Origin of the sequence: Streptomyces aurantiacus JA 4570, from assembly GCF_000414115.1 — a bacterium.
In the GTDB taxonomy this organism is placed as follows: Bacteria; Actinomycetota; Actinomycetes; order Streptomycetales; family Streptomycetaceae; genus Streptomyces; species Streptomyces aurantiacus_A.
Genome location: NZ_AOPZ01000028.1, coordinates 1 through 18,480 on the forward strand (window position 1 = coordinate 1; position 18,480 = coordinate 18,480).

Below are 18,480 nucleotides of genomic sequence, written 5' to 3' on the forward strand. Positions count from 1 at the left end.
GCCGTGCTCGCGGGCGCCGGCCCCGGCGTCGCCTCCGCCGCACCCGCCGACGCGCGGCCACGGGCACACGACGGCCTCCAGGCCGACGTGGACGCGATCCGCGCGACCGGGGCCACCGGCGTGCTGGCCGAGGTGCAGGACGCGCGGGGACAGTTCGTCGCACGGGCCGGCACGGCGGACCTGGAGACCGGGCAGCCGGTGCCCTGGGACGCGTACTACCGCCTCGGCAGCGACACCAAGCCCTTCACCGCCACCGTCGCCCTCCAACTGGCGGGCGAAGGACGGCTCGCGCTGGACGACACCGTCGACCGATGGCTGCCCGGCATGGTCGCGGGCAACGGCAACGACGGCCGCAGGATCACCCTCACCAATCTGCTCCGCCAGACCAGCGGCCTCAACGACTACGTCGCCGTGGGCGGCGGCGCGGGCGACTTCACGCCCGAGGGCTACCTGAAGGGACGCTTCCGGGTGTCCTCCCCGCGCCAGCAACTGAAGGCAGCCCTGAGCCGGCCCCCGCTGTGGCTGCCGGACGCCGCCGATCCGGCGCGGGAACGGCGCTGGGGCTACTCCAACACCAACTACGTCCTCCTGGGCCTCGTCGTCGAGCAGGTCACCGGACACCCCTGGGCCCAGGAGATCCACGAACGCGTCATCGCACCCCTCGGGCTCAAGCACACCTTCGCCCCGGGCACTTCGGCATACGTTCCGCAGCCCACCGCGACGGCCTACACCCGGTTCCCCGGCAGCCCACGGCTGACCGACACCTCCCTCGCGACCGGTGGCGGCGCGGACGGCGGCCTCATCAGCACCACCCACGACCACGCCGTCTTCCTGCGCGCACTCCTGGGCGGCCGCCTGCTGCGCCCCGCTCAACTGGCCGCGATGAAGCGGACCGTGGCGGCCGACGACTGGATCCCGGCGGACGGCGTGCGCTACGGCATGGGCATCGCGTGGCGACCCGGCGGCCGCGACGGCCGGGGCATCTGGTTCCACGGCGGCACCCACCTCGGCATCGTCTCGGAGAGCGGCGTCACCACGGACGGCAGCCGCGCCGCGACCACGGCGACCTTCACGCTGCGTACCGATGAGCAGGGCGATGCCCAGGCCGCGGCAGCCCTACGGCTGGTGGATCACGCGCTGGCGCGGTGAGAGGGCGGAGGGCGGCGCTCCGGCGGCTCAGGGCCGCCCGTCTCGCACGACGCCCGCGACGACCGTGGCCACGACCTTGCCGACGGCCTCGGGCTCGGGCGGCGCGCTCTGCCGGTCGGCGAACAGCAGGTGCGCGGCCCCGATCAGCGTGGGGGCGAGGGTGCCGACGTCGGCGTCCGCGGCGACGCGGCCGAGGTCCCGCTCGGCGGCGAGGTACGAGGCGATCATGGCCGCCGCCTCCGTGAGGACCGGCACGCCGGTCGGCCGGGCCTTGCGCAGCCGGGCGCGCAGGCCGTCCCGGGAGGTGACCAGGCCGACGATCGCCACGGCGACCGACTCGAACAGGTCCGTCAGTACGGCGGTGAGGTTGCCGGTGACCGTGCCGGTACCGGCGGCCGCGTGGAGGGTGTCGGCCCGCGCCTCGACGCGGGCGACGCGGTCGAGCACGAGCTCGGCGAGGAACGCGTCGAAGTCGGCGAAGTGCCGGTGCAGGACGCCCTTGGCGCACCCCGCCTCCGTGGTGACCGCCCGGCTGGTCAGGGCGCTCGGCCCGTCCCGCAGCAGGATGCGCTCGGCGGCGCCGAAAAGCTGCTCGCGCGCGTCGCGGATGGCCACTCCTGTCGGCACCGTGCCCTGCTCCTTCGTCCGCCTGCCCTGTCCGGTCGCCGAGTCTTTCACGTGCCGGGTGGGACCGTCCGAGCGGCGATGCCCGACCGCGACGATTGACGGGTGGGCGACCGCCCACTCATAGTGGGCATATGCCCACTATGCCGCCGTCCCGCACGACTCACCCCGACGACGAGCCCGATCCGGACCGGACGTCGCCGCATCGGAACCGGAACCCGGCGGAATCCTTCGGATCGGACGCCGACCGCTACGACCGGGCCCGGCCCCGCTACCCCCGAGCCCTCGTCGACCGCGTCGTCGCCGCGAGCCCGGGCCCCGACGTCCTGGACGTGGGCGTCGGCACCGGCATCGCCGCCCGGCAGTTCCAGGCGGCCGGGTGCCGGGTGCTGGGCGTCGACGTCGACGCGCGGATGGCCGACCTGGCGCGACGGACCGGCGTCGAGGCCGAAGTGGCCGCCTTCGAGGAGTGGGACCCGGCGGGCCGGACCTTCGACGCGGTGATCGCCGCGCAGACCTGGCACTGGGTGGACCCGGTCGCGGGCGCGGCGAACGCGGCTCGGGTGCTGCGCCAGGGCGGCCGATTGGCCGTGTTCTGGAACGTGTTCGACCCCGCCCCCGACGTACGCGAAGCCTTCGACGAGGTGCACCGGCGCGTGCTCCCCGACGCACCGCTCAACCCCTGGGCCGGGCCGCCGCTCACCGCGTACGAACCGTTGTCGTCGCGGGCGGTCGACGGCATGCGGCAGACGGGGGCGTTCGACGCGCCGGAACAGTGGCGGCACGACTGGGAGCACGTCTACACCCGCGACCAGTGGCTCGACCAACTGCCCACGCACGGCGGCAACAGCCAGCTCCCGCAGGCCACGCTGCGCGAACTGCTCACCGGCATCGGCGCCGCCGTCGACGCCCTGGGCGGCGGCTTCACGATGCGCTACGCGACGGTGACGGTCACGGCCACGCGAACGGGCGCCGCCTGAGCGGGACTTGGCGGCAGGCGCACGCCAGGGCGTCGTATGGAGGCTGAAGTAGGCCGTTGGCAGAGGGAGTTCAGTGACCTCCTCGCCCGGCCGGGCGCAACGCGCCGGACGGTCAGCTCAAGTAAGCCTCCACCTCGCTGAACTGCCCCGCCGGCCACCCCGTGTTGGCGGTGACGTGCAGGCGCAGATGCCGGACGTTCGGCGCCGACGCGGGTACGTCGATCGTCACCGTGTTGCCGCTCGCCGGGTCGAAGCGGTAGCCCTGGGAGCCCACCAGGGTGCTGTAGCCGGAGCCGTCGGTGCTGCCCTGGACCGACAGGGTTTGCGTCCTGGCCTCCCAGGCGGCGGGCGGCGGCAGCTTCAGGACGAGCCTGCGGACCGGCTCCGCCTTGCCGAGGTCGACCGTGATCGACTGCGGGAAGGCGTTGTTGGTGGACTCCCAGTACGTCGCGGCGTCGCCGTCGACCGCCTTGCCGGGGGTGTAGACGTCGGCGGAGCCGGTCGCGGTGGCGGGGCGGCCCTTGGCGAGGTTGCGCTTCGGGTCGGGGTCGGGGTTGCCGCCGCCCGGCTTCGGCCAGGTCGAGCAGTCCTCCCAGACGCTGTCCCAGCCGGAGTTGCCGCCGCCGTCGGTCAGCGTGAAGGTGCCCGAGCCGGACGGGTAGGGGCAGTTGTAGATCCCCGCGGCGCCCACGGACGACGCCTTGACGTTGGCCATCCGCACCGCTCCCGGCGTCTCGGCCTGCACCACGACCGTGCCGACCTTGTCCACCGTCGACCTGTCGATGGTCACATTGCGTACGGCCTTGCCCGTACCGCCGCCGGAGACGAACTCGTACGCACTCCATGGGCTGTCGGTGATCACCGTGTCGGTGATGTCGACCGTCGCCTCGATGGCGCTGTCGTACGCGTCCACGCGCAGAGCGCCCATCGGGTGGTTCCAGTTGGGGTTCATCGCGCCCGTGCGCACCAGCGTGTTGCCGGACACCGTGATCGTGCCGGCCAGCGGGAAGAACGGGTCGAGAAACTTCTGGTTGGAGATGGCCATGCCGCTGCCGAGGGCGTTGGTGTCGAGGACCAGGTTGTCCTTGACGGTGATGTCCCGGCCGCCGTAGATCGCGATGCCGTTGGCCAGATTGGGCTGGGAGATCGTGTTGGCGAGGAACGCAGAGTCGCTGTTCGTGGTGTTCAGGGACCACATCGCGAGGGCGTCGTCACCGGTGTTGCGCAGGAAGTTGTTCCGCACCTGCACCCCGCGCGCGGTGCCGTTGAGGTTGAGCCCGTCGGCCGTCATGTCGAGGAACCGGTTGTTCTCGACGACCAGGTTGTCGTTGTTGCCCATCAGCCACATGCCGACCTTGAGATGCTGCAGCCACATCCCGGACACGGCCGAGTTCGGGCCGAGCGAGCCGTTCACGAAGTTGTCCGGGTTGCCGTCGACGCGCTCGGTGACCTCGCCGATCACCGCGAAGTCGTGCAGGCCGACCTTGCCGGTGGGCGCGCTCGACTGGTCGACGAAGCGCGAGGACCGCACGACCGAGTACCAGTGGCCCGCGCCCTTGATCTGTACGTTGTCGACGTTGAGGGACTGGGTGAGCCTGAACTCGCCCGGCGGCACCCACACCGTGCCCCCCTTCGCCGCGGCGATCGCCTCGCGGAACGCCTGCGTGGAGTCGCCCTGCCCCGAGGGGTCGGCGCCCTTGTCGGTCACCGACACCGCCCCCGAGGGCTTCGTGCCCGGCGCCGCGGCCTGCTCGAAGTCGGCGACGTCGACGGTCACTTGGGCGCCGGTGGCCTCAAGGCGGACCTTGTCCCCGGCGCCCGCGTTCCGGCCGAACAGCAGCCGAGCGTTGTCCAGGAGGTGGTGCGTCTTGGATCCCTGGATCCAGGGCGTGTCGACATAGCTGTACTTCGACGTCACGGCGAGCGACTTGTCGAGCTTGACGCCGTTGACGTACACCGCGAGGGAGCCAGACTGGCCGTCCGGCACGCTGTACGCGACGTTCACCGCGTTGGCCGCCCTGGGCAGGGTGAACTCGACGTGCTGTCCCGTGGCGAGGCGGACCGCCTGCCGGCCCGAGGACTCGGAGGCCACCGTGCCCTGGGTGTAGTCGGGCCCGATCCGCGTGCCGTTGGACGTGGCGCTCTCCGCCTCGACGGACGTGAAGGGCACGGTGGCGCCTGCGACCGCGGCCCGGGCCCGCGACGAGTCGTCGGCCGCCTGCGCGGCGGGTGCGAGCGCGGTCAGCAGCCCTGCCGCGAGACCGAGCGCCGCGCCGAGCGGTACCGCTCTGCGGCCGCGCCGTAACGGCGAATATGAGGTGCGCATGACATACCTCTCTCCAGTGGGGTGGGGGGCGGCGGCCCCGCCACGGGTCAGACCCGCAGCCAGACCGCCGTGTCCTGCGGCAGCCGCCCCTCGTCGTCCGGGGGGCCGCTGGCCAGCAGGAGGCTCGTGTGAGCGGGCGGTGCGCAGGGCGCGGCGGCCAGGTTGACCACGCACACCAGGCCGTCGGCGCGGGCGAACGAAAGCACCCCGTCCGGCGCCGGCAGCCAGGTCAGCGGGCCGTCCCCGAAGCCGGGCAGGGTGCGCCGGATCCGCAGCGCCGCGCGGTACAGGGCGAGCATCGACGACGGGTCGGCGGACTGCCGGTCTGCCGCGTACGAGGACCAGTCGGCGGGCTGCGGAAGCCACGGCTCCGCGGCCGAACCGAAGCCCGCGTACGGCGCGTCCGCCTCCCACGGCAGCGGCACCCGGCACCCGTCGCGCCCCGGATCGCTGCCGCCGGAGCGGAAGTGCATCGGGTCCTGGATCCGGCCCAGCGGCACCTCGTACTCCGGCAGGCCCAGCTCCTCGCCCTGATAGACGTACACCGAACCGGGCAGGGCGAGCGAGAGCAGCGCCGCGGCCCGCGCCCTGCGGGTGCCGAGCGCCAGGTCGGTGGGGGTGCCGAAGGCTTTGGTGGCGAAGTCGAAACCGGTGTCCGCGCGGCCGTAGCGGGTCACCGTGCGCGTCACGTCGTGGTTGCACAGCACCCAGGTCGCGGGCGCGCCGACCGGGGCGTGCTCGGCGAGGGTCTCCTCGACGGACGTCCGCAGCCGCGCCGCGTCCCAGGGGCAGCTCAGGAAGGACAGGTTGAACGCGGTGTGCAGCTCGTCGGGGCGCAGATAGCGGGCGAAGCGCTCGGAGTCCGGCAGCCACACCTCGCCCACGAAGATCGCGCCGTACTCGTCGGCGACGGCACGCCAGGAGCGGTAGATGTCGTGCAGCTCGTCGCGGTCCAGGAAGGGGTGCGGGTCGCGGCCCTCGACGAAGTCGGGCAGCGCGGGATCCTTGGCGGGCAGCGCCGCGGAGTCGATCCGTACGCCCGCGACCCCGCGCTCCAGCCAGAAGCGCAGCACGTCCTCGTGTTCCTGACGGACCGCCGGGTGGGCCCAGTTGAGGTCGGGCTGCTCGGGCGCGAACAGATGCAGATACCACTCGCCGTCCGCGACCCGCGTCCAGGCGGAGGCGGTCGCGGCGAACTGCGAGGGCCAGTCGTTGGGCGGCAGTTCACCGCCCGCGCCGCGGCCGGGGCGGAAGTGGAACAGCTCGCGCTCGGGGCTGCCGGGGCCCGCCGCGAGCGCGGCCCGGAACCAGACGTGCTGGTCGGACACGTGGTTCGGGACGATGTCGACGATGGTGCGGATGCCCAGCGCCCGCGCCTCCGCGATCAGCTTCTCGGCCTCCGCGACCGTGCCGAAGGCCGGGTCGATCACCCGGTAGTCGGCCACGTCATAGCCGCCGTCCACCATCGGCGACAGGTACCAGGGGCTGAACCACAGGGCGTCCACGCCGAGTTCGGCCAGGTACGGCAGCTTGGCGCGCACCCCCGCCAGGTCTCCGGTGCCGTCGCCGTCGCCGTCGGCGAAGCTGCGTACGTACACCTGGTAGATGACGGCGGAGCGCCACCAGTCGGAGTCGGGGGTGGTCGGGTGCGTGGCTGCCACGGTGACGGTCCTTTCGGGCAGGGGGACCCCGCCGCCGGCCGGGGCGGGGCTCGGGTGCGCGGGGCCGGCGGCCCGCCGGATCAGCCCTTGAGGCTTCCGGCGGTCAGTCCGCTCATGATGTGACGCTGGAACACCAGGAAGATCACAAGGGTCGGCAGGGAGGCGATGACGAGGGCCGCGAGCAGCCAGTTCTCGGTGACGCTCGCGGCGAGCGAGTAGATCCCGACGTTGATCGTCTGTTTGCCCGGGTCGGGCAGCGTGAGCATGGGCCAGAGGAAGTCCTTCCAGACCCCGACCACCGCGAAGATCGACACGACGCCGAGGATCGGCCGGGAGATCGGCAGGACCACCGAGCGCAGGGTGCGCAGCGGCGAGGCCCCGTCGATGGCGGCCGCGTCGAGCAGCTCGCGCGGGATCGAGTCGAAGAACCGCTTGAGCAGGAAGATGTTGAAGGCGTTGGTGACCGAAGGAAGCCAGATCACCCAGGGCGAGTTGACGAGGTTCCGCTCGACGATCGGCACGTCGAGGACGGTCAGATACTGCGGTACGACGAGGACGGTCGCCGGGATCATCAGGGTGACCAGCATCGCGCCGAGGATCACGTTGCCGAGCACCGGCCGCAGCTTCGACAGCGAGTAGGCGGCCGCCACGTCGAACACGAGCTGGAAGGCGAGGGCGCCGAGCGCGTAGTACAGCGTGTTGCCGAGCAGCTTCGCCAGGTCCATCACCCCCCAGGCATCCGCGTAGTTGCCGAGGTGGGCGTCCTTGGGGACCAGCGTGGGCGGGGTCCGGGCGAACTCCTGCGGGGACTTCAGCCCACTGGTGACCATCCAGTAGAGCGGTCCGACGAAGACCAGGGTGAAGACCACCAGGACCAGGACGAAGGCGGCCCAGTAGAGGAACCTGCCGCGCGGGCGGGCGAGTTGGGCGGGGGAGATCAGTGTGCGTGTCGTCATCGCGGGCTCCCTCACTCCTCGCTCACGCGGCTCAGCCGGACGTACGCCGCTGAGAACGCGGCCAGCAGGACCAGCAGCACCAGGCCGAGCGCGGCCGCGCTGCCGTAGTTGTTGAAGGTGAAGGCGTACTGGTAGATGAGCTGGACGACGGTCAGGGTCGCCCCCTCCGGGCCCGCGCCGCCGGTCAGCAGGAACGGCTCCACGAAGACCTGCATCGTCGCGATGATCTGCATGAGCAGCATCAGCGAGAGGACAAGGCGGGTCTGCGGGATCGTGACGTGCCAGATCTTGCGGAGGATCCCCGCGCCGTCCAGCTCCGCGGCCTCGTACAGTTCGCCCGGAATGCCCTGGAGCGCGGCCAGATAGATCAGGGTCGCGCCACCCATGTTCATCCAGGTCGCGGCGATCACCACGGACAGCATCGCCGTGTCGGTGGACTGCAGCCACTGCTGCTCCGGCAGGCCCACCGCGCCGAGCATCCGGTTGAACAGGCCGTACCCGGGGTCGTAGAAGTACTTGAAGAGCAGCACCGACGCCACCGGCGGCAGCATCACCGGCAGATAGACAAGGAGTCGCAAATAGCCCCGGCCGTGCCGGAATTCATTGAGCACCAGGGCGACCACGAACGGCACGACGAAGCCGAGGAGCAGCGCGAGCCCGGTGAACAGCAGGGTGTTGCGCCACGCCTGCCAGAAGGCCGGGTCGTTGAAGATGTACGTGAAGTTGGACCAGCCCGCCCAGACGGTCGCGCCGTCCTCGCGCTTCTCGAACGCGAGGAAGAACTCCCTGACCATCGGATACCAGGAGAAGAACGAGAAGCACAGCACGGCGCCGATGAGGAAGCCGTGGGCGGTCAGGTTGCGCTTGAGCGCCTGCCGCTTCGCCAGGGTGGGGGCCGGCACGACGTCCCCCTACTGGTTCGCCAGGATCTGATTGACCTGCTTCTCCGCGGTGTCGAGCAGCTTGCCGGTGTCGGCGTCCTCGTTGGTGAGGACGGCCGACATGGCCGTGTCGAGCACCTTGTAGATCTCCTGCGCCTTGGGCGGCTCGGGCTTGCCCTGGACGGGATGGTCGGTGAACGCCTTGAAGTTGGCGACGGGCATGGTGGAGCTGGTGGCCCGGGCCTTGTCGTCGTCCGTCTTCGTCGCGCCGGTCCAGAAGTTGGGCTGCGGCAGCCCGACGGGCAGGCCGTCCGCCTTGGTGCGGGCCCAGTCGAACTGGCCCTTGCCGGGGGTGAGGAACTTGAAGTTGATCCAGGCGATCGCGGCCTTCACCTTGTCGGACGAGACGCCCTTCTTGATCATGTAGTCGTTGCCGCCGAACAGCGTGGCCCGCTGCCCTGGGATCGGCGCCATCCCGTAGTCGGCGTACTCGGCGCCGAGGTTCTGCACCATGTACGTGATGTCGTCGGGCGCCGCGATGAACATGCCGAGCTTGCCGGACGCCATCTGCTTCTGCAGGTCGCCCCACTTCAGCAGCTGCGTCTTGCCCATGCTGTCGTCGTCCCAGCGCATGGCCTTGAGGTTGTCGAGGATCCGCTTGCCGGTGGCGTTGTTGAAGTCGGCCTTGGTGCCGCCCTCGTCGACGATGCCGCCGCCGAGGCCGTAGGCGGTGGCGGTGAAGTGCCAGCCGCCGTTGTTGCCCGCGCTGTACTCGCCGAATCCGGCGACGCCGTCGCCGAGCGCCGAGATCTTCTTCGCCGCCGCCCGCACCTGTGGCCAGGTGGTGGGCGGCTTGTCGGGGTCGAGGCCGGCCTTCTCGAAGAGCGGCCGGTTGATCAGCAGCCCCATCGTGTAGTTGCTGTAGGGCAGGCCGTAGAGCTTGCCGTCCTTCTTCATCACGTCGAGGACGTCGGGGTCCATGTCGCCGAGCGCGGGCACGGTCCTGTCATTGACGTACGCGCTGATGTCGGCGGCGCCGTCGTTGTCGAGCACCTGCTGGAGATCGGTGAAGTACGTGTAGAACACGTCGGGTTGGGACTTGGCCTTGAGCATCGCCGTGAACCGCGGCGGCTCCAGGCACGGGTCGGTCTGCTTGCCCTTGACCGTGACGTTCGGGTACTTCTCGTTGAACGCCTCGACGTCTTCCTTCCACTGCTTGAGCTCGGCCTTCTCGGCGGCCGGCGGCATGCAGTCGATGGTCAACTCGACCTTGGTCCGCGGGTCCAGCGGGGAGCCCGCGTCGGCCGCGTCCGCGGCGTCGCCGCCCCCACCGCCGTCGTCGCTGCTGCTGGTGCCGCAGGCGGCGAGCGCGGTCAGGGCGAGCGCGGAGGCGAGGGCGGCCGTGGCGGTGCGGCGGCGGGGGCGGGGGCGGCGTATCCCGGAGCTGAGCTTCTCATCGGTGGACCCCTTTTGGGCAGCGCCACCGCCCGTGAGCGGGGCAGGGCATGGCAGGAGCTGGGGAAGCCCACAGCGGAGCGCTGTGCGACGGCGCTTACTCAAGCACCGTCGGCACAGGGCCGCAATATGTCGAGCAGAACTCGCAAATATTTGACAGTACGAGGGGGGTGGGGCGCGCTCGCCCAGTAGGCGGGCGCGCCCCGGGGGGCGTGCCTCGGGCGGGCGTGCGGTCAGCCGCGTGCCGCCTGTGCCGTCGACCCCCGCACCACCAACTCCGGCTCGAAGAGCAGCTCTTCGGACGGCACCGCGCTCCCGGCGATCTGCAGGGTGAGGATCTCCACCGCGGCCCGGCCCATCGCCTCGATCGGCTGGCGGACCGTGGTGAGCGGCGGTTCGGTGCAGTTCATGAACGCCGAGTCGTCGAAGCCGACCACCGAGACGTCGCGCGGCACGTCGAGGCCGCGCCTGCGGGCGGCGCGCACCGCGCCGAGCGCGAGCGGGTCGCTGGCGCAGACGATGCCCGTGACCCCCGCCTCCAGGAGCCGGGTCGCGGCGGCCTGGCCGCCCTCCAGCGAGAACATCGCCCGCGCCACCCGCTCGTCGCCGAGCGGCTCCCCCCCCCCCGAGCCCGCTCGTCGCCGAGCGGCTCCCCCGCCGCCTCGGCGAGGGCGCGGGCCGCGGCCAGCTTGCGCTGCGAGGGCATGTGGTCGGCGGGGCCGAGCACCAGGCCGATGCGTGCGTGGCCGAGCGAGACGAGATGACGCCATGCCTGCTCGACGGCCACGGCGTCGTCGCACGACACCGCGGGGAAGCCGAGGTGCTCGATCGCCGCGTTCACCAGGACCACCGGGATGTTCCGCGCCGCGAGTCGCTTGTAGTGGTCGTGCGGCGCGTCCGCCTGCGCGTACAGACCGCCCGCGAAGACCACGCCCGACACCTGCTGCTGGAGCAGCAGCTCCACGTAGTCCGCCTCGGAGACGCCGCCCTTGGTCTGCGTGCACAGCACCGGCGTCAGCCCCTGCTGGGCGAGCGAGCCGCCGATGACCTCGGCGAACGCGGGGAAGATCGGGTTCTGGAGCTCCGGAAGCACCAGCCCCACAAGGCGGGCGCGCTCCCCGCGCAACTGCGTCGGCCGTTCGTAGCCGAGCACGTCGAGAGCGGAAAGGACGGCCTGGCGGGTGGACTCCGAGACGCCGGGCTTGTTGTTGAGCACCCGGCTGACCGTGGCCTCGCTGACCCCGACCTTCTTGGCCACTTGAGCAAGTCGTCGCGTCATGTACGCAAGATTAGCGCAAGCCTTGCTGTCCGCTTGCGCTTTCTGTCCACTCGCGTACTAGCCGCTCGTCCGTCGCCATTTGCGCAGGCTCACCAGCTCGCGCGGCGGCGTCAGCCTGCTGCCCTCCTCGGTGTACGACACCTCCGCGGCGTAGACGCTGCCTTCGGAGTCCACGGCGACGCTGTGCGGCCAGTTGAACCGGTCGGGGGCCTCGCCGGGCAGGTCGGCGCCGAAGCGCGTCACGAACCGTCCCTCCCGGTCGTAGACCTGGATCCTGTGGCCGAGGCCCGGCACGCCCCGCTGCACCGGCGGCGGACCCTGCTCGGCGACGTACACGTTCGTGTCCGCGCCCCGGCCCGTACAGGCGGCGACCGCCTTGTGGGCGTGCCAGGACGTGCGGAACTCGCCGTCCAGGGAGAAGACCTGGACCCGGTGGTTCTCGCGGTCGCAGACGAGCACCGCGTCGTCGCCGAACAGCGTGACGCCGTGCGGCAGGCTGAACTGGCCCTGGCCGGTGCCGGGTTCGCCCCACGACATCAGGTGGGCGCCCCGGGCGTCGAAGCGGTGGACGCGGGAGTTGCCGTATCCGTCGGACACGAAGACGTCGCCGGTGCGGGGCGATATCGCCACGTCGGTGGGGCGGTTGAAGGGCTCACCGCTCTGGAAGCCGGACGGATGTCCCGTGCCGAGGGTGAGCAGGGTGTTGCCCTTGCGGTCGGTCTTGGTGATCCGGTTGCCGATGTCGTCCACCAGCCAGAGGTGGTCCTCGGGATCGACGGTGATGGCGTGCGCCCGCTGGAAGCGGCAGCCCTTCCAGCGCGGCATCGCGTTGCCATAGGGGTCCTCGAACACCTCCGTTCCGGCGAACGGGGTGTCGTTGCCCCACATGTCGACGACCTGCCCGTCCAGGTCGAGGACCAGCACGGGCATGTTGCCGCGGTTGAAGACGTAGACGCGGTCCTCGGAGTCGACGGCGACGGAGGTGGCCTCCTTCAGCCACACGCCGTGCGGGATCTTGGCCCAGAAGGGCACGGGTTCGTACACGGTTTCACTGGTCGCGGGTCCGACAGCCAACGGTCCTCCCAGGACGGGCCGGCCCGGATCATAGGACGGCGGCCCGGCGGAGCGACAGAGGGCCGCGCCTGCCCGCGTGCGGGGCGCCGGCGCCGGCGGGTTCAGCCGTCGGCGAGGCGGGCGAGGGCGGGCACGAAGGTGGCGGCGTCGATGGTGCCCAGGCCGGAGGCGAGATCGTAGCCCTTGGCGGCGGCGAAGCCGTCCGGGCCGTTGTCGCCCTCGGTGATGTCGACGATCCCGCCCCGCGGGTCCTTCGCGAGCCGGTAGAGCTCGTCGTGGATGTCGCCGAGGCGGCGGCCGGCCTTCTCGTCGGCGAGGGCGACGACGGCGGCGAACAGCGGGGCGGCCTCGCTGGTGCCGCCGATCGGCACCCAGCCGGGCCCGGCCGGGAGGAGGCTCTGGTAGATCAGGGTGCCGCCGGAGGTCGCGGCGTCCATGGAGATGTCGGGGGTGCCGCGCCGCTCACCCACCACGCCGCGGACACCGTCCTGGTAGGCGGGCCGGGTGAACGTCTGCGAGGGGCCGCCGCCGGTGGCCCCGCGGCCCTGCGCGCTGTCGTTCCACACGGTGTCCGGGCCGGTGCGCCTGCCCCGGGCGTCCAGGTGCAGGCGGCTGCCGCCCAGGCTGAGGAAGCTGGGGTCGGAGGCGGGCCAACTGACGGAGCGCACCCGGGTGTTGTCCGGACCGATGGGTGGGGCGGCGCCCGCATCGCCGGCTGCGGACACCAAGGTCGTGCCGCCGCGCAGCACCTCGGCGAAGGACCTGCTCGCTCGCCGGTACGCGGCCACGGGTGCGCCGGTGTCGCCCGCCGCCCGGTACTCGTTGTCGCCCACGCTGAGGGAGATGACGTCGGGGTCGTCCTGCCGCACGATCGCGGCCAGGAGCTCGGGGTACGCCTCGGCGTCCTGCTCGCCGCTCTTCTTCCCGTCCTCCGGGGAGGCGGAGGAGGAACTGAAGCGACGGGGGAAGGCGGCCTGGGCGTACTCCGCGACGACGATCTTCGCGTCCGGCGCCATCGTGTGCACCATCTGCACATCGAGGGTGGTCTCCATCGAGGCCGTGATCATGGCCGGGTTGGAGGGGTCGAACGGGGCGGGGGTCACGCCGGAGTTGATCTTCCGGACGGTCAGGTGCGGTTCGGGCAGCTCCATCGCGCGGCTGAACTCGCGCAGATCCTTCTCCAGGGTGGGCGGAGCGTACCCGGCGAAGACGGCGACGGTGCGGCCCTTGCCGGTCAGGCCCTGGGCGTTGAGCCTGTCGACGCCGTATGCCCGGCGCACCATGTCCGGGGTGTAGCAGTCCACCTTGAGGGCTTCCCGGCAGTCCTCGACGGCGGGCACCGACGGGAACGGCTCGACCGCGGGCGGCCCGGGCGACACGGACGACGCGGGCCGTGCCGCCGCCGTGGAGTCGGCGGCCGAGGTCACTGCGTCGCTGCCGACGCAGGCGCCGAGGGCCGGCACGCAACCGAGCACCGCGATCACGCTCCGGATCCATGGCTTTCCACCCATGTCGCCGAACCTACGGTCACCCCGACCCGCGCGTACGGTACTGCTGAGCCGGTCAGGTGACCCGGGTTCAGTGACTCTGCGGGCGCAGGCGGGCGGGGGCGGGAGGGGCCGAACGGCTCGCCGGGCCCGCGGACAGCGCGCTGCCGGCATGCCATGTGGCCCAGGGCAGGTTCCAGTCGCCGTATCCGTTGCCGAAGACAGCCATGCGGGCGCCGCGGCTGTTGCGCACCTCCACGACGTCTCCTTCGCGTACGTTCTCGAAGAACCAGGCGGCATTCCGCTCACTCATGCCCGTGCATCCGTGGCTGACGTTGGCGCGCCCCTGCGCCCCGGTGGACCACGGAGCGGCGTGCAGAAACTCACCGCTCCGGGTGACGCGGACGGCGTGACGCACGTTGAGGTCGAACGCGTCCGGGCTGTTTCCCGGGATCCCGATGGTCGTGCCGCGCATGCGCACGGAGCGCCGCTTGTCCAGGACGACTTTGATGCCGTTGCGCGTGTAGAAGCCAGGCTTGCCGGTGGTGACCGGGATGACTCTGACGACCTTCCCGTCGCGCTTCACCGTCATCGAGTGGGCGCCGGCGTCCGTGACGGCTTCGAACCGGCTGCCGATGGTGACGCTCACGGGCCGGGCGCGCCCCATGTGCAGGCCGTCGCCCACCTTGACGCCTCGCAGCTCCGCGCGTACGTCCACGCGCGCGTGGGCGGGCCAGTAGTTCCTCGGGCGGTAGTGCAGTTCCCGGTCGTTGATCCAGTGCCAGGAGCCCTCGACCCGCGGCCGGGACGTGACCGTCAGGGCACGCTCGACCAGAGCGCGGGCCCGGGCCTTCTCCCTGCCGAAGGGGACGCTGAGTTCAGCCGTGATCGGTTGACCGACGCCGTAGGTGCCCGTTGCGGGACCGAAGGTGACATTGACCGTTCTGCCGGCCGACGCGGTCGCGAACCGTGTGGTCCAGCGCGCCGGGACACCGTTGCCGTCCTCCGCGTCGACCCGGACGGTGTGGCGGCTGCCCGCGGTCAACGAGCCCCGCGGTCAACGAGCCGGTGCTGCGCCACCGTGAGCCGTCAGGGCTGAGGTCACCCGCCAGGCGCCGCCCGGCGGCATCGGTGAGTGTCACATCGGTGAGGCGGATCCCGGCATCGCGATCGCGAAGGGACACGGTGACGGGTTCGTCGGGGCCGACGTCACGACGGCCCGCTCCGGCGGGCCCGATGCGCGGAGGCCACTCGGCGGCGTTGTGGAAGGCCGGTGTGCTCGATGTATCCGCAGGGGAGGCGAACAGGCCGCAGCCGGCCAGGACCACGCTCGGACAAGCGATGAGCAGACCGTTCAGCGCCTTGTGGAAACGGGACACCTGCCCATGATCACGTCTGGGGCGGGCCGGTCAAGCACCTCGCGGTTCTTCTCCGGGGGCGGGCCCTCCTGCCACCCCCTCAGGCACCGGCCGCGGACCGGTCACGCCAGCCGACCGGCAGCGTGTCGAGCTTCCTGAACTTCCAGCCGTACGGCCGCACGTCCTGTTCCAGGTGGAGTTCCGGGAAGCGTTCGAGGAGTTGACGCAGCGCGCCCTCGACGATGGCAGGGACGACGTGGGCGGCGAGGCACTCGTGCCGGCCGAGACCGAGCGACAGGGGTGTGGTGGTGCGGGCGCGCAGCAGGTCGAACCGGTCGGCGGCGGGGAAGGCGGCCTCGTCCCGGTTGGCCGAGGCGATGCCGGGCGCCACAGGCGCACCGGCGGGCAGCTCCTGCCCTCCCAGCACGAGGGGCTTCGTCGTGAGCCGGCCGACGGCACCGACCGGGGCGGCCCAGCGGATCCCCTCGTACACCGCGGCGTCCAGCAACCCGGGGTCTGCCCGCAGCGCGTCCATCTGCTCCGGGTGGGTGAGCAGGGCATGCAGGGTGTTTCCCGCGAGCCAGCCCGGCTCCCGGACCGCGCTCGTCATCATCCTGACGGTGGCAAGCGTCTGGTGCACACCCCACGACGCGTCGTCCGCCGGGCCCGCGGCATGCACCAACGCCGACAGCGGCGAGTCGTCCGGCTGGTCGAGCAGCCGTGCCAGGTGCGGCGTCAGCGTCCGGTCCATTGCGCCCGACACGGCCGCGCCGGTCACGTGTGCCGCCCCGGCCTTGGTCGGGTTGTACAGCGCCGCCGTCAGGCCCGTCGACCAGCGGGTGAGGGTGGCGGTGTCGACGCCGTCGACCGCGTCCAGGCCGAGCAGCCAGGACGCCGTCTCCACGGAGACCGGCTCGAAGTACTCGGCCATCAGATCGGCGTGGTCCCGGTCGGCGAGGTCGCCCAGCCGCCGCGCGGCGACGCTCCGGGCGTGGGCCGTGACGGCGGGGGCCGTCTCCTGACGGAAGCGGTCGCCGACGGCCTTGCGGATCGCGGCGTGCCGGTCGCCCTCCTGGTTCAGCACGTTCTGCGATCCGCAGTACGTGGACAGCGGAGAGGCGTCGTTGGTGGTGGTGTACGACTCCGGGCTCGTCAGCACGTGCCGCACGTCGTCCCAGCGCGTGACGAGCCACGCGCCCACGGCGGGCACCCACGCCACGGGCTCCTCGGCGCGCAGCCGGCCGTAGATCGGATAGGGGTCGGCCTCGAGGCGGCCCACAGTGATGCTCTCGGTCAGCGCAGACAATGTGCCACTCCTCAAGGGGATTTCATCGTTCACTTTCCGCGCCCACAATTTCACCGGCTCGGGCATCGGGCAAATCTGATACGAATTGCCTAGTACGGAGGAAGGGGAGCCCGATTCCGGGTGGCGGTCGCTCATTTTCTGGCTCAGGATCGCGGAGGGGGTTCCCGTGAATGAGCAGAGGAGACGCGGCCATGGGCGAATCCTTCGACGCCCGCAAGTCGGACCTGGTGCGGCTCGCCCAGGAACGCATGCAGAGCGCGATCACCGACAACACCTGGACAAAACTCCAGAAGTTGGCGCTGACCTGCCGGATCCTCTTCCACATGGGGCACGACTCCGGGCTGTCCGGACAGATCACCACACGCGCCGAGGCGCCGGGGACGTACTACACGCAGCGCCTCGGGCTCGGTTTCGACGAGATAACCGAGTGGAATCTGCTCAAGGTGGACGAGGACCTCAATGTTCTCGAAGGCGGCGGGATGGCGAATCCGGCCAATCGCTTTCACAGTTGGGTCTACCGGGCCCGTCCGGACGTGAACTGCATCATCCACACCCATCCGCCTTACGTGTCGGCGCTCTCCATGCTGGAAATTCCGCTGAATCTCTCCCACATGGATACCTGCCCCCTCTACGAGGACTGCGCCTTCCTGCCGAAATGGCCGGGAATTCCGGTCGGGAACGAAGAGGGTGAACTGATCGCCGGGGCCCTGGGGGACAAGAAGGCGCTGATGCTCGCCCACCACGGCCAGCTGGTGGCGTGTTCCTCCGTCGAGGAGGCGTGCGTGCTCGCGGTGCTGTTCGAACGTGCGGCCAGGCTGCAACTCCTCGCGATGGCCGCGGGTGACATCAAGCCGGTGGACGAACTCCTGGCCGTGGAGGCGCACGACTGGGTCTCCACGCCCAAACGACACCAGGCGGCCTTCGCGTACTACGCGCGCCGAGCGCTGCGCAACGGACACGACGACTGCATCGACGCGGCCCCGCCGGACGTCTCGGGGGCCGCCGACCAGCACACGATCCCCATCGAGGGAGGAGTGTGACATGGCGGGCCCGAAGCTCGGAGGGATCATCGCCTATCCGGTCACGCCGTTCCGGCGGTCCGACGACGCCGTGGACGCGGACAAGCTGCGCACCCTGATCGAGCGGCTGGTCGCGTCCGGCGCGCACGGGATCGCGCCGCTCGGGTCCGCCGGGGAGAGCGCCTACCTGAGCGACACCGAGTGGTGCCAGGTCGCGGAGACGTCCCTGGACGCCGTGGCGCGCCGGGTGCCGACGGTGGTCGGCATCTCCGACCTGACCACCCAGGGCTCGGTCCGGCGGGCCCGGTTCGCCGAGCGGTCCGGCGCGGACGTCGTGATGGTGCTGCCCGTCTCGTACTGGAAACTCTCGGAGCGGGAGATCGTCAGGCACTACGGCGCGATCGCCGAGGCGATCGACATCCCGGTCATGGTCTACAACAACCCGGCGACGAGCGGCATCGACATGCCGCCCGAACTGCTGGTCCGGCTGGCCACCGACATCGACAACGTGACGATGGTCAAGGAGAGTTCGGGCGACGTGCAGCGCATGCACCGGCTCCACGAGCTGACGGACGGCCGGCTGCCGTTCTTCAACGGAAGCAACCCGCTGGCGCTCGAAGCGTTCGCCGCGGGCGCCGCGGGCTGGTGCACGGCCGCGCCCTGCCTGTTCCCCGCCGAGATCCTGGCGTTCTACGAGGCCGTCCGCGCCGGCGACCTCACCGACGCCCGCAAGCGGTTCTACCGGCTGCTGCCGCTGCTGCGCTTTCTCCTGGCGGGCGGGCTGCCCACGACGGTCAAGGCCGGACTCGCGCTCCAAGGTCTCGACGTCGGGGAACCGCGCCGCCCGCTGCTCCCGCTGGACGAGAGCGCGATCCCGCAACTGAAGGAGTTGCTGGCGCAGTTGTAGCCGGCAGCCGGACGGCTG

The 18,480-nt window shown here is 71.3% G+C and carries 14 protein-coding genes and 2 pseudogenes; 4 read left to right on the forward strand and 12 right to left on the reverse strand.

What is annotated here, in order from left to right:
- Positions 1-3: 3 nt before the first annotated feature.
- Entirely contained in the window at positions 4-1,149 is a 1,146-nt protein-coding gene (locus STRAU_RS03845; protein WP_016638922.1) for a serine hydrolase domain-containing protein, read from the forward strand.
- A 27-nt stretch (positions 1,150-1,176) separates the two neighbouring features.
- Here STRAU_RS03845 and STRAU_RS03850 read toward each other — a convergent pair whose 3' ends face one another.
- A complete protein-coding gene (locus STRAU_RS03850) occupies positions 1,177-1,776 on the reverse strand; it encodes a TetR/AcrR family transcriptional regulator (RefSeq protein ID WP_037657394.1) in 600 nt (199 codons plus the stop codon).
- Positions 1,777-1,916: 140 nt separating this feature from the next.
- Between STRAU_RS03850 and STRAU_RS03855 the strand changes: the two genes are divergently transcribed.
- The gene (locus STRAU_RS03855; RefSeq protein WP_016638924.1) at positions 1,917-2,753 is read left to right on the forward strand and encodes a class I SAM-dependent methyltransferase; all 837 of its coding nucleotides are present in this window, start codon (positions 1,917-1,919) and stop codon (positions 2,751-2,753) included.
- A 112-nt stretch (positions 2,754-2,865) separates the two neighbouring features.
- Here the strand turns inward: STRAU_RS03855 and STRAU_RS03860 are convergent, their stop codons facing one another.
- From STRAU_RS03860 to STRAU_RS03910, 11 genes and pseudogenes are all read right to left on the reverse strand, one after another.
- Entirely contained in the window at positions 2,866-5,079 is a 2,214-nt protein-coding gene (locus tag STRAU_RS03860) for a discoidin domain-containing protein (protein ID WP_016638925.1), read from the reverse strand.
- Between the two features lie 47 nt (positions 5,080-5,126).
- Positions 5,127-6,740, reverse strand: a complete 1,614-nt coding sequence (locus STRAU_RS03865) for a glycoside hydrolase family 13 protein (protein ID WP_016638926.1) — start codon at positions 6,738-6,740, stop codon at positions 5,127-5,129.
- 80 nt (positions 6,741-6,820) lie between these two features.
- Positions 6,821-7,696: a carbohydrate ABC transporter permease gene (locus STRAU_RS03870; protein WP_016638927.1), complete on the reverse strand. Its 876-nt coding sequence runs from the start codon at positions 7,694-7,696 to the stop codon at positions 6,821-6,823.
- 11 nt (positions 7,697-7,707) lie between these two features.
- The gene (locus STRAU_RS03875; RefSeq protein ID WP_016638928.1) at positions 7,708-8,598 is read right to left on the reverse strand and encodes a carbohydrate ABC transporter permease; all 891 of its coding nucleotides are present in this window, start codon (positions 8,596-8,598) and stop codon (positions 7,708-7,710) included.
- 9 nt (positions 8,599-8,607) lie between these two features.
- Positions 8,608-10,014: an extracellular solute-binding protein gene (locus tag STRAU_RS03880; RefSeq protein WP_037657438.1), complete on the reverse strand. Its 1,407-nt coding sequence runs from the start codon at positions 10,012-10,014 to the stop codon at positions 8,608-8,610.
- 251 nt (positions 10,015-10,265) lie between these two features.
- A pseudogene (locus tag STRAU_RS03890) lies at positions 10,266-11,311 on the reverse strand (LacI family DNA-binding transcriptional regulator).
- 57 nt (positions 11,312-11,368) lie between these two features.
- Positions 11,369-12,355 carry a peptidyl-alpha-hydroxyglycine alpha-amidating lyase family protein gene (locus STRAU_RS03895; RefSeq protein WP_016638932.1) on the reverse strand — a complete coding sequence of 329 codons (987 nt, stop codon included), beginning with the start codon at positions 12,353-12,355 and terminating at the stop codon, positions 11,369-11,371.
- Positions 12,356-12,486: 131 nt separating this feature from the next.
- Positions 12,487-13,896 carry a S53 family peptidase gene (locus STRAU_RS03900; protein WP_158692008.1) on the reverse strand — a complete coding sequence of 470 codons (1,410 nt, stop codon included), beginning with the start codon at positions 13,894-13,896 and terminating at the stop codon, positions 12,487-12,489.
- 67 nt (positions 13,897-13,963) lie between these two features.
- A complete protein-coding gene (locus tag STRAU_RS03905; RefSeq protein ID WP_016638934.1) occupies positions 13,964-14,917 on the reverse strand; it encodes a L,D-transpeptidase in 954 nt (317 codons plus the stop codon).
- Between the two features lie 67 nt (positions 14,918-14,984).
- Positions 14,985-15,251: pseudogene (locus tag STRAU_RS44390) on the reverse strand (hypothetical protein); the annotation flags it as partial.
- Between the two features lie 79 nt (positions 15,252-15,330).
- Positions 15,331-16,536 (reverse strand): cytochrome P450, encoded by a 1,206-nt coding sequence (locus tag STRAU_RS03910; protein ID WP_158692009.1) that lies wholly within the window; start codon positions 16,534-16,536, stop codon positions 15,331-15,333.
- Positions 16,537-16,706: 170 nt separating this feature from the next.
- Here STRAU_RS03910 and STRAU_RS03915 point away from each other — a divergent pair, with 170 nt between their 5' ends.
- Positions 16,707-17,576 carry an aldolase gene (locus tag STRAU_RS03915; RefSeq protein ID WP_259299814.1) on the forward strand — a complete coding sequence of 290 codons (870 nt, stop codon included), beginning with the start codon at positions 16,707-16,709 and terminating at the stop codon, positions 17,574-17,576.
- Between the two features lies 1 nt (position 17,577).
- Positions 17,578-18,462 (forward strand): dihydrodipicolinate synthase family protein, encoded by an 885-nt coding sequence (locus tag STRAU_RS03920; RefSeq protein ID WP_016638937.1) that lies wholly within the window; start codon positions 17,578-17,580, stop codon positions 18,460-18,462.
- Positions 18,463-18,480 lie beyond the last annotated feature (18 nt).

What these genes read in the sequence shown, in the direction of transcription:
- STRAU_RS03860 (WP_016638925.1), bottom strand. Translation starts at nt 5,079, where the DNA reads ATGCGCACCTCATATTCGCCGTTACGGCGCGGCCGCAGAGCGGTACCG.
- STRAU_RS03855 (WP_016638924.1), top strand. Translation starts at nt 1,917, where the DNA reads ATGCCGCCGTCCCGCACGACTCACCCCGACGACGAGCCCGATCCGGAC.
- STRAU_RS03900 (WP_158692008.1), bottom strand. Translation starts at nt 13,896, where the DNA reads ATGGGTGGAAAGCCATGGATCCGGAGCGTGATCGCGGTGCTCGGTTGC.
- STRAU_RS03915 (WP_259299814.1), top strand. Translation starts at nt 16,707, where the DNA reads ATGAGCAGAGGAGACGCGGCCATGGGCGAATCCTTCGACGCCCGCAAG.
- STRAU_RS03870 (WP_016638927.1), bottom strand. Translation starts at nt 7,696, where the DNA reads ATGACGACACGCACACTGATCTCCCCCGCCCAACTCGCCCGCCCGCGC.
- STRAU_RS03920 (WP_016638937.1), top strand. Translation starts at nt 17,578, where the DNA reads ATGGCGGGCCCGAAGCTCGGAGGGATCATCGCCTATCCGGTCACGCCG.